Genomic DNA, 11,268 nt, shown 5'->3' on the forward strand with positions numbered 1-11,268 from the left:
GATTTTTTAAAAATTACTACAGTTTTATGATGTAGTTTACTCCGTAATTTACGGGTCTAGATTCTGTACCTGTATTATATGTATTTCCTGCAACGTTATGGTTGTGATTACCATTAGAACTGGTTCCTCGAGCTTGATTATCGTGACCATTAGAGTTACTTAAATACCATGTTGCTGGCCCTCCAGATATTGCAACTGCTTGAGTGACTTTATAATAATCATAAGAAGTATGATTGTGATTTCCAGTAGTGTTTGTATTTAAATTTAAATAGTGTGCGTGTTCTTTGTTATCATCACCTTGTGTATCATTTAAAGCTGGTCCAGCTTTTCCATTTACAGCACTTGTTCCAGTTCCTCTTAAAAAAGTACCTTGTAAATCTGGTGCATTATTACCTACAATTGCAATTAATGCAGTTGATCCATTTATTGCAGTTAAATCTCTTCCATCACAAAGAACCCAACCACTTGGAGCAGTATCTCCTGTATAAGGCATAATAGAACCTGTTGGAACGCCATTTGCTGCATAATGCGCATAAGGTGTGTATTGAAATGGTTGATCGTAAACCTCTATTGTATTTCCATTATACACAACAGAAACTTTAAGTTTCATGTTTTTAGTTGCAAAATTTACATCATTAAATGTGTTTTCTATGGGATTTCCAGAACTTACAATATGAGAAAAAACTCCAAAATTATCTGTTTTTATACCTTGTGTTTCTGCATAAAGTACAGTATTGTCTTCTTTTACGATACTAAAAGTAAACGTTAAATTGGTATCTGTAATTGCAGAACTTGCATTGTCTCTTGCAATACCTTGTACAGAAATACCCTGTGCAAAAGATATCGATGTTAAAAATGCCAATAATAAAGTGTAGTAAAATTTTTTCATGATGAAGTATTTTTATTCGGTTTGATATTAAAAATACCTTATAAATCATTTTTACTAAAAATTATGTTACGTTGTTATGTTTTTTAGGGATGAAGTCCTTAAATATTGGTATGAAGGAACTTAGAATTGATAATAATTTAAATGTATTACTTTCTCTTATACAACAATGAGTTATCTTTCCTAAAAAAGGTATGGTATTTGCAACATGAATTTAATAGTTAAAATTCACTATTTTTGAACAATTACTTTTATAGAAATATGCATCAAAAAATAACATTTCTTTTTTTAATTTTTATTACTGCTATAAACGCACAAAACATTAAAACCATTCAATTAAGACCTTTGCAAGAAAATAATTTTTCTGCAATTGTACCTTTAGGAACTGTTTTAGAATTGTCTTTTGACGATTTGGATGCAGACAGTAAAAGTTATCAATATAAAATAGAACACATGACCCACGATTGGCAAAAAAGCAGATTGCTTTCTAGTCAATATATAAATGGTTTCGACCAAAACACGATTATAGACGTTACGAATTCATTTAATACACTTCAAAATTATACACATTATTCAGTGCAAATCCCGAATACAAATTCTGTAATTACAAAAAGTGGAAATTACCTATTATCGGTTTTAGATACTTATGACGATGTTGTTTTTACAAGACGATTTGTTTTGTACGAAAATTTAGCGACTGTTGGTGTTTCTGTTGCCAGAAGTAGAAACACAAAAACTTTAAACACACAACAAACTGTTCAGTTTTCGGTGAATCACCCAGATATTCGCATTAATAATCCGAGTCAAGAAATTAATGTTGCGATTGTAAAAAACAATAATTGGAACGAAACAATTACAGATTTACAGCCTACTTTTTTTAAACCCAATCAGCTTTTATATACTTACACTAACAAAACAAATTTTTGGGGAGGAAACGAATATTTAAACTTCGACAGTAAAGTAATAAGAAGTAGAAGTGTAAATATTGTAAAAATTACGAACGACAATCTTTTTAATCTTTACATTTATCTTTTTACCTTCAATCCTTTTAGAGAATACACCTATAACCCAGACATAAATGGACAGTTTGTAATTAGAACTTTAGAAGCAAATGATCCAAGAACAGAAGCAGATTATGCAGTAATGCATTTTATTTTAGAAGCAGAAGTTCCTTTTAAAGACAAAGAAATATATGTATATGGAGCATTTAATAATTTTGAAATCTCAGAAGAAAACAAAATGTATTATAATAAAGAAAGCCAAACTTACAATGCAAGTATTTTAATGAAACAAGGTTTTTACAACTACACATTTGCTACTTTTGGAAAAGATAATTTTGTAAATACCAACGAAATTAATGGAACTTTCTTTGAAACCGAAAACGTTTATAATGTTCTTGTGTATTACAAACCTTTTGGAAGTTTGTACGATAGAGTAATTGGAGTTGGTACTGGATTTTTTAACCAGAATCGATAATTATTTTTTTCTACTTGTTTGTTTTTTAAGTTTTTAAAACCTATTTTTAACACTTTTTAACATTTTAAAAACTAACGAACCTAACTCTTAAAAATAGATTACCCCTCTATTTTTATACTTTTTAATGAAAATATTTTACCTATACCTATATGTATTTTTTATAGCCAATCCTCAAATTAATTTTAAGGAATACTATAAAAAAGCAACAGAAGACTATAAAAATAGTGTCATAAATAGTCCTTATTACGATAAAGCTATAAAAGCTTGCCCAAATATTGAAGAATATCCAAAATTGCTTCTTTACAAGGGAATCGATCTTTTTATGCTAAATAAACCAGTCTTAGCTATTAAATATTTAGAATTAGCAAGAATGCATGTAAAAAATGATGCTGATAAAATTCTAATTACAAACAATTTAGCGCTTATATATTCGGAAATAGGAAATTATAAAAAAGGGAATTTTTACTTTAAAGAAACCTTAGAAAAAGCAATTGAAACTAAAGATACTTTTTTTGAAGAAGAAGTACGTTTTAATATGCTATTAAATGATTACGATTTAATTATACCTAACCCACCTATTACAAAGTTTTGGGATTTTTACAACAAATTACCTAAAAAATCTAAAGAAAAGAAGTTTGAGTATTTAAATATCTTTTTTGAGTTGAATAACGCTAGATTTTCAAACAACGAAGCTAAAGAAATTAGAAACCATTTATATAAAAATTTTGTAATCGATTCTTTTGATAAAAATTTAAAAGGCTTTTTCTATAATAACAACACGACTTTAAACTTAAATTTAAAAGAGTACGATATTGCTTTAAAATATAACGATACCTCTTATGTTATTTCTAAACAATACTTAGGAACAGAAGAAATTTTAAATGACCTATATAATTATAAAGAAATTTACGAAGGCAAAAAAGAATTAGAAATTGCCCTAAAATATGTAGATTCCATTCAAGCAATAGAAGATAAAATTAGAAAGGAAATACAAAATATTAGTACAGAAATTATAGATGAAAATATACTCTTTAATAAAACTAAAAAAAATATAGAAAGAAGTGTTATTAGTTATAAAATATATGTATCCATATTTTTTATCGCCCTTATTTTATTTTTATTTTTTTACATAATTCGAAACAAAAAACAAAAAGAAAAACTAAAAAAACTGAATTCGGAACTGATTTTAAAAAAGGGAGAATATAATAAAACACTTCAAAATAACATTCATTTTAAGAACGAAGTAAAAAGCCTACTCAAAGAAAAAAAGTTCGACGAGTTACAAAAAATGTATAAGAAATACGAACTGGAAGATTTAAATACAGAAGTACATCATAAATATTTAGTATCAGAAATAACACCCTCTTTTATCCAAAAAATAAATTCCTACAAGATACCTTTTAGCGATATCGAAAAACTCCTTTTATTTTATAGAAAAGAGAAACATACCTATAAAGAAATTTCTGTAATTACAAATAGAACACTAAGAAGTATACAAGGTTTATCTTATCGATTAAATAAAAAAATAAATTTAGAGCTAAACATCAGTTTAACGGATTTCATAGAAAAATTGTAGCAAAATAGAGGGTTGAGTACCTTTTTGAGTACTCTAAAGTAGAAAAAATATCAAACTAGAACATTAGATTTGTTCTTTAACCACTAATCAATAATCACATGAAAAAAATTACTTTTCAAAAAAACACAACTTTATTTGTTGTTTTTATTTTTCTTTTATCTGTTGTAAATTCATTTGCACAGAAGAAAGCAAAATTCAATTATGCAACTGCAGCAAAAAAAGAAAAAGCAAATTATTTTAGTATTGTTGCTCAAAAAAAACAAGAGTTAAAATCGTACGACTTATCTAATATAAACGATTTAAAAGAATACAAACATTTTAATAGATGGAAAGAATATTGGAGAATTAGAGTAAATGCAGATGGTACTTTCCCAAATGAAAACACCGCTTTTTTTAGTGCTGCTATTTTAACAAAGGATGGTAAAATAAAAACGTCTAAATATGCTGCAAAAAGCACTGCAGAACCTTGGAATAATATTGGAACAAACGATGTGCCAGATTCAAATGGATATCCAAATTTCCCACAAATGGGAAGATTAACTTCTTTCTTAAGAATAAGACATGCAACAGACCCAACAAAAGATGTACTTTTTGTAGGTGCACCAAATGGAGGAGTCTGGAAATCTACAGATGGTGGTGCAACTTGGACACCAAAACTAGATATGATTGCAGGAATTGGAGTTACAGATATTAAAACAGCTAGCACTACGAACATTAATAATTACACAACAAAACCAATTTATATTTCTACAGGAGATTGGGATGGAGATCATGTAAAATCAATAGGGGTTTTAAAATCTACAGATGGTGGAGAAACATTTGCTTCTACAGATTTAACTTATACATTAGAAAATCAAAAACTTTTAGGAGATTTAGTAGTTGTAGATGACAATACTGTTTTTGTGGGAACTGCAACAGGAATTAGTAAAACTACTGATGGTGGTTCTTCTTGGAATCAGGTTTTCGATGCACAAGGTGGAAACGCAAACATGGGTAGAGTTGCTGTTTCTGGCACTAAAATAATGTACACTGGTTATTTTGATACAGCCTATACAGCCGATTATACAGACGATAATAATTGGAATTTCGTAGATGGAAGCACTGGTAATTTCGACAAAAAGGCAGTTACAGTTGGAGAAGATGGTGAGTTTTACATCCAAGATATGAGTGGACAAATTATGCAATATGATGGAGCTACCAATAAATTTACAAATGTTGGTACTATACCAGCAGAATATAATTCGCAACAAGGTTACAACCAAGCTCTAATTGTAAGAAATAATTTTGTGCTTTCTGGTGAATTTAACGCTGGTCATTCCTCAGATAATGGTGCTAATTGGTATAGATCTTTAAATGGTTATTGGACAAATAGTAGCGATGATGGAAATTATATCCATTCCGATCATCACAGGTTAGGAAAGTTAGAAGAAGGTTCTTTAAAATTTTGGAGCGCAAATGATGGAGGTTTAAACTATATAACCTACTCCTCTAACACAGATCAAAAACCAACCATCGAATATAAAACAGCTAAAACAATTGTTACACAACACTTTTCTGTAGCTATAAACCCAGCTACAAATGGAGACGATTATGTTACAGGTAATCAAGATAACGATGGTTTCTCTAAAATAGGTGGAACTTGGTACGCTGTTGCATTAGGTGATGGTATAGAGAGTGCAATAAATTATAACAACCCAAGTATTAGATATGCAACCAACCAAAATGGATTATTAGTAAGGTCGGATGCTGGTTTTAAAAACGAATTAAATGGAGATTACACATTAAGCCCTGCAGGAATTTCTTTTAATCATTACATGGAATTGGATAGAACAAATCCAACGATACTTTACATGAATGCAGATAAAGGTGGTAAAGATAAAGACGACAACCCAAACCCAACAGGTATTTTTAAAATTACAGACAATGGTACAGAACTTACAAGTACCATGTTAGATGCTGGAAACCCAGCACATAAATTTAATACTCATGCTGCTTTAATACTAGCTATAAACGATAACAATATTATTAGAAAAATACCTACAGATGGTTCTACTCCAACCAGTTTAACTGGTGCTCAAAATTTGGGAACAGGAGTAAATATAGAATCTATAGATTTTAATGCTTCTAACCCTAACACTATGTATGTAACCACAAAAGGATATGTCGATGGTAAAAAAGTATACAAATCTACAGATGGTGGAGCTAATTTTACAAATATCTCTAATAACTTACCAAACGTAATTATTAACAAAATTCTATTAAAACAAGGAGAAACAAATGAGACATTATTTGTTGCTACAAATATTGGAGTTTACGTTACTACAAATGGAGGTACTTCTTGGGATAAATTAGGTGCAGGTTTACCAAATGTAGACGTAAAAGATATCGAAATTAATTATTCTTCAGATAGACTAGTTGCTGCAACTTTTGGTAGAGGTTTATGGGATGTAAATGTTGCAAATAGCACTTTAAGTTTAGAAAATAATTCTATTGATACTAGTTTAGAATTTAGTGTATATCCAAATCCAGTACAAAACAGCAATTTAAAAATTGCTATTAAAGAGGGCTTACAACCTTTAAAATTCGAAATTTATAATGTTGTTGGGGGTATAGTTAAAAAAGGAACTGTTTCTAATAACAAAGAAATAAATGTAGATCAATTAGCTAATAACGTGTATTTAATTCGCTTATATAATGCTGAATTTAATGCTATTAAAAAGTTTGTTTTAGCGAAATAATATGAAATATTTAAAACAAATACTTATCGTATTTTCTTTGATGTTATTTGGTTGTAGTTCCGCAATAAAAATAGCTGAGGCTCTAAAAACAAAGCACATTTCTGGTTTACGAAATGGAAAAGATTATATCGACTATACTCTTAAAATTAATGCTAAAAATAGATTTCAATTTAAAGAATTGAGTGTAAATGGAGCTATTATTAAAAAATCTTTATATGTTAAAAATCTAGCCACTGGATTAAGTTCAACAAAAATAAGCGATTCTTATGCAGAAGGTTCCTATATTTTCGGTTTTAGAATTTTTGATGTAGAAAATTTTAAGGATGAAGAAATTTTAACTTTTCAATATTTAATGAATAGCAAAGAATATTCAATTGAAACTCCAATTGATTTAAACCGCAAAATAGCAAACAATAAATAATTTCAAAAAAAAAGTAGAGGGGGAAATTCTACTCCTTACTATTTAATGTAAAAGTTAACTAGTAAGGTTTTTTTTTGCCTAAAACTTAAATAAAATAGCTTCTAATTTGCTTGGTTTCTTCAAAAAAACTACATTTACTAAGTATGGTTCAACAAATTACAAAAGGAATTAAAATTTCTGTAGCAACCGAGTATAATGGTACTAGTTTACGGAACACCAAACTGTATCATATTTTTGCGTACGAAATTACTATCGAGAATAGAAGCCCAAACACTGTAAAGCTTACAGATCGTTTTTGGAAAATTTACGACTCTTTAAATCCAATAGAAATTGTAAGTGGAGAAGGTGTTGTTGGCCAAACCCCCACCTTAAAACCAAATGATATTTACACCTATAATTCAGGATGTTTCTTAGAATCTAATATGGGTGCTATGAAAGGTTTTTACACGATGATTAACCTAGAAAATTACGACCAATTTAAAGTATTTATACCAACTTTTCAACTAACAACACCTGTTTTATCAAACTAACAAAATCTAAAAAGAAAGTCGCAAGAGTTAAAGATCCAGAATGTTTAAATTGTGGACATCCATTTAATGGACGGGAGAATTTTTGCCCAGAATGTGGACAAGCTAACAAAGGTAACAGCATTACTTTTAAAAGTTTTATACACGAAGTTTTTAATGGGTTTTTTAATTTTGACGCTAAATTTTGGCGTACTATAATACCTCTTTTAATTAGTCCTGGTAAAGTAACTAAAGATTATGTTGCAGGAAAAAGAGAACGCTATACAAATCCTTTTCGCTTTTACTTAACAGTTTCTATAATCTTCTTTTTAATTGTTGGGTTAGTAGAAACGAAACATAATTTCGACGAACTAACTAGCGATAACTCAGAAATTATAGATAGTTTAAAAAATGAAAAGAAAATTAAAAAACTAAGTCAACAAGAAATAGACTCTATAAAGAATATTGTAAATCAAAAAATGGAGGAATCTATTATTCCGATTCCTAAAAAAACTAGAGATAAAGTTTTAAAAGAAATTGACGAAGAAGCAAAAGAGTCTGAGACTAATAAAACTCCAAAAAAGAAGAAAGCAATTTCAAAAATTTCAGTTTTTGGTTTTGATTTGGGTAAAATGAAAAACTTTTACGAAGATCATAAAAAACTTAGTATAGACAGTTCTTTAGACAGTTTAGGTTTAGAGAAAAATTTTAAAAATCGATTTATATACCAAAGAGTAAAACGCCTACATAGTGTTTTTGAAGATGATGAAGAACAAGACAGATTTGGTAAAGAAATAATTTCATACGGCTCTGTTGCATTATTTATATTTCTGCCGCTTTTTACACTATTTTTAAAACTATTTTATATTCGAAGAAAGTGTAATTATGTAGATCATTTAATATTTGCATTTCATACACAAACTGTTTTGTTTATGACCTTAGGTATATTTCTAATACTTTCTTTATTTATAAATATAGAAGAATTCTGGATTCCTATTCTACTATTCTTAATTTACTTATATCTAGCCATGAAAAAGTTCTATAACCAAGGCTATATAAAAACGTTTTTTAAATTTATACTTTTAAATTTCTGTTATTTTATTCTTAGTATTATTGGTACCGTTTTTATAGCCCTTATTTCATTTGCTATATATTAGAAATAAATATTTCTAATAAGCGCATGTATTAAGCTGTAAAAAAGTACTTATTGAATAAAATCTAAATAGGTCATTTCTACAGTTTCATCTTCTTTTTTAACAGATGTAATACTTACAGTTTCCACTAAATGACGTCTCATTTTCGGTGAAGTTTCAACAGTTCCTAAATCTTCGTTTTTATGAAATTCTATTATTTTTTGCTTATAAAAATCGTTATTTTCTTTTAAAAATTCTGCAAACCATTCTTTTCTTGACTTCTTCATTTCTTCGGTATATAATGTAGAAGAAGACCATATTATAGGTTCTTGTTGTAATTTTTTGAAGTGTTTTATTTTACCATCCCAAACTAATTCGTAAGTATTTAAACCCTTGTTCCAATCTACAAAAATTAATGTAAAAGGCTCGATATCTGTAAAATCGAAGTTCTTTATATAATCAAGAGCATTATCGTTTGTAAGGATATTTTTCACAATAATTCCTCTACTCATTTTATAAAAACTCTTTCTTTTATGAATTGTAAAACCACCATTTAATAAACAAACCAAACGCTTTTTTTCACTTAGACCAATCCAAGTTCCTCCTGCTAATTCATCTTTTGGATACGTTAATTCCACTCCATTTTCTCGATATTTTTTAGGTGGAATCGTTTTTCTTAGCGGAGTTTCATCTCTATTAGAAGTTAAAATAAAATTATTATTTTTTAAAGGTAAATAAGTAACTGTACACATTTAAAATGGCTTAAAATATTCATACTTAAAGTTACGAAATCGCTTTGAATAAAATTGTAACTTTGCAACTTCAAAATTAGTAGATTTAATATTAAAAACTTACAAAATGGCAAGAGGATTTTTCAATGTTCCAACAGCAGTTAACGAGCCTGTAAAAGGATACGCTCCAGGATCTCCAGAAAGAGAAGAGTTATTAGCAACATATAAAGAAATGTTTAACAGCAATATTGATGTGCCTATGCATATTAATGGAGAAGAAGTTAGAACAGGGAACACCAAAAATATTACACCTCCACATGACCATAAACATGTAGTTGGACAATATCATACTGCAGAAAAAAAACATGTAGATGATGCAATATCTACAGCTTTAGCTGCGAGAGAAGCTTGGTCTAGTGTTAGTTGGATGGAACGTGCTTCTATTTTCTTAAAGGCTGCAGAATTATTAGCAGGTCCATACAGAGCAAAAATGAATGCTTCTACAATGATTGCACAATCTAAAAATGTACACCAAGCAGAAATTGATGCCGCTTGTGAAATGATAGATTTCTTTAGATTTAATGTACAATATATGACTGATATTTTTAAAGATCAGCCAGCATCTGCTCCTGGAATTTGGAACAGAGTTGAGTATAGACCTTTAGAAGGTTTTGTATATGCTATCTCTCCTTTTAATTTTACTTCTATTGCTGCAAATTTACCTGCAGCTGCCGCTTTAATGGGAAATGTGGTTGTTTGGAAACCATCTGATCACCAAGCATATTCTGCACAAGTAATTGTAGATTTATTTAAAGAGGCTGGTTTACCTGATGGTGTTATTAATGTTGTTTATGGAGATCCTGTAATGATTTCTGATACTGTTTTAGCTTCTCCAGATTTTTCTGGATTACATTTTACAGGTTCTACCCATGTTTTCAAAAACCTTTGGAAACAAATTGGAAACAATATTCATACCTACAAAACATACCCAAGAATTGTTGGAGAAACTGGTGGAAAAGATTTTATTTGGGCACACAATTCATCTAATCCTTTACAAATTGCAACTGCAATTGTAAGAGGTTCTTTCGAATACCAAGGTCAAAAATGTTCTGCTGCCTCAAGAGCTTACATTCCTGCTTCTTTATGGGCAGAAGTTAAAAAACATGTAATTTCTCAAACGAATGAAATTAAGATGGGTTCTCCAGAAGATACCAATAATTTTGTAAATGCAGTTATTCATGAAGGTTCTTTTGATAAAATAGCAAGTTTTATTGATGCAGCAAAAGCTGATAATGATGCAGAAATTATTGTTGGTGGAAACCACGATAAATCTGTGGGATATTTTATTGAGCCTACAGTAATTTTAGCAAAATCTCCAACATATGCAACAATGACAACTGAATTATTTGGCCCTGTTATGACTGTTTTTGTTTACGAGGATGCAGAATGGGAAGCTTCTTTAAAGTTAGTAGACGAATCTACAGAGTACGCTTTAACAGGGGCTATTTTCTCTACAGATAGATATATAGTTGAAAAAGCTTCTAAAGCATTAGAAAATGCTGCAGGAAACTTTTATATTAACGACAAACCAACAGGTGCAGTTGTTGGACAACAACCTTTTGGAGGTGCAAGAGCTTCTGGAACAAATGACAAAGCTGGTTCTGCGCAAAACTTATTACGTTGGACTTCTGTTAGGTTAATTAAAGAAACGTTTGTAACTCCTACAGATTATAAATATCCTTTTTTAGGGTAGTATAAAGTTTTCTAAATCACAAAAAAACCTCAACTATATAGTTGAGGT

At 29.4% G+C, this 11,268-nt stretch carries 9 protein-coding genes; 7 read left to right on the plus strand and 2 right to left on the minus strand.

Going from position 1 to position 11,268, the window contains the following annotated elements; genetic code table 11:
- Positions 1–16: 16 nt before the first annotated feature.
- Complete coding sequence (locus H9I45_RS08375; RefSeq protein ID WP_088355431.1) at positions 17–889, minus strand: tail fiber protein; 873 nt, start codon at positions 887–889, stop codon at positions 17–19.
- A 258-nt stretch (positions 890–1,147) separates the two neighbouring features.
- Between H9I45_RS08375 and H9I45_RS08380 the strand changes: the two genes are divergently transcribed.
- The 6 genes from H9I45_RS08380 (at position 1,148) to H9I45_RS16325 (ending at position 8,760) form a co-directional block, all read left to right on the plus strand.
- The gene (locus tag H9I45_RS08380) at positions 1,148–2,362 is read left to right on the plus strand and encodes a type IX secretion system plug protein (protein ID WP_088355430.1); all 1,215 of its coding nucleotides are present in this window, start codon (positions 1,148–1,150) and stop codon (positions 2,360–2,362) included.
- A gap of 124 nt (positions 2,363–2,486) precedes the next feature.
- Positions 2,487–3,938 carry a tetratricopeptide repeat protein gene (locus H9I45_RS08385; protein ID WP_088355429.1) on the plus strand — a complete coding sequence of 484 codons (1,452 nt, stop codon included), beginning with the start codon at positions 2,487–2,489 and terminating at the stop codon, positions 3,936–3,938.
- Between the two features lie 98 nt (positions 3,939–4,036).
- Positions 4,037–6,676 (plus strand): T9SS type A sorting domain-containing protein, encoded by a 2,640-nt coding sequence (locus tag H9I45_RS08390; protein WP_088355428.1) that lies wholly within the window; start codon positions 4,037–4,039, stop codon positions 6,674–6,676.
- A 1-nt stretch (position 6,677) separates the two neighbouring features.
- Positions 6,678–7,097, plus strand: a complete 420-nt coding sequence (locus H9I45_RS08395; protein ID WP_088355427.1) for a hypothetical protein — start codon at positions 6,678–6,680, stop codon at positions 7,095–7,097.
- A gap of 143 nt (positions 7,098–7,240) precedes the next feature.
- On the plus strand, positions 7,241–7,627 hold the full coding sequence (gene apaG / locus H9I45_RS08400; protein ID WP_088355426.1) for a Co2+/Mg2+ efflux facilitator ApaG/CorD: 387 nt from the start codon (positions 7,241–7,243) through the stop codon (positions 7,625–7,627).
- 455 nt (positions 7,628–8,082) lie between these two features.
- Entirely contained in the window at positions 8,083–8,760 is a 678-nt protein-coding gene (locus tag H9I45_RS16325; RefSeq protein WP_228454814.1) for a hypothetical protein, read from the plus strand.
- A 47-nt stretch (positions 8,761–8,807) separates the two neighbouring features.
- Here the strand turns inward: H9I45_RS16325 and H9I45_RS08410 are convergent, their stop codons facing one another.
- Complete coding sequence (locus H9I45_RS08410; RefSeq protein ID WP_088355425.1) at positions 8,808–9,488, minus strand: NRDE family protein; 681 nt, start codon at positions 9,486–9,488, stop codon at positions 8,808–8,810.
- A gap of 106 nt (positions 9,489–9,594) precedes the next feature.
- Here H9I45_RS08410 and pruA point away from each other — a divergent pair, with 106 nt between their 5' ends.
- Entirely contained in the window at positions 9,595–11,220 is a 1,626-nt protein-coding gene (gene pruA, locus H9I45_RS08415) for an L-glutamate gamma-semialdehyde dehydrogenase (protein ID WP_088355424.1), read from the plus strand.
- Positions 11,221–11,268 lie beyond the last annotated feature (48 nt).

It is taken from the genome of Polaribacter haliotis (assembly GCF_014784055.1).
GTDB classification, from domain to species: domain Bacteria; phylum Bacteroidota; class Bacteroidia; order Flavobacteriales; family Flavobacteriaceae; genus Polaribacter; species Polaribacter haliotis.

Bases quoted from the DNA above. Each gene is read 5' to 3' on its own strand.
- H9I45_RS08385 (WP_088355429.1), top strand. From the start codon at position 2,487: ATGAAAATATTTTACCTATACCTATATGTATTTTTTATAGCCAATCCT.
- H9I45_RS08390 (WP_088355428.1), top strand. From the start codon at position 4,037: ATGAAAAAAATTACTTTTCAAAAAAACACAACTTTATTTGTTGTTTTT.
- H9I45_RS08380 (WP_088355430.1), top strand. From the start codon at position 1,148: ATGCATCAAAAAATAACATTTCTTTTTTTAATTTTTATTACTGCTATA.
- H9I45_RS08375 (WP_088355431.1), bottom strand. From the start codon at position 889: ATGAAAAAATTTTACTACACTTTATTATTGGCATTTTTAACATCGATA.
- apaG (WP_088355426.1), top strand. From the start codon at position 7,241: ATGGTTCAACAAATTACAAAAGGAATTAAAATTTCTGTAGCAACCGAG.
- pruA (WP_088355424.1), top strand. From the start codon at position 9,595: ATGGCAAGAGGATTTTTCAATGTTCCAACAGCAGTTAACGAGCCTGTA.
- H9I45_RS08410 (WP_088355425.1), bottom strand. From the start codon at position 9,488: ATGTGTACAGTTACTTATTTACCTTTAAAAAATAATAATTTTATTTTA.
- H9I45_RS16325 (WP_228454814.1), top strand. From the start codon at position 8,083: ATGGAGGAATCTATTATTCCGATTCCTAAAAAAACTAGAGATAAAGTT.
- H9I45_RS08395 (WP_088355427.1), top strand. From the start codon at position 6,678: ATGAAATATTTAAAACAAATACTTATCGTATTTTCTTTGATGTTATTT.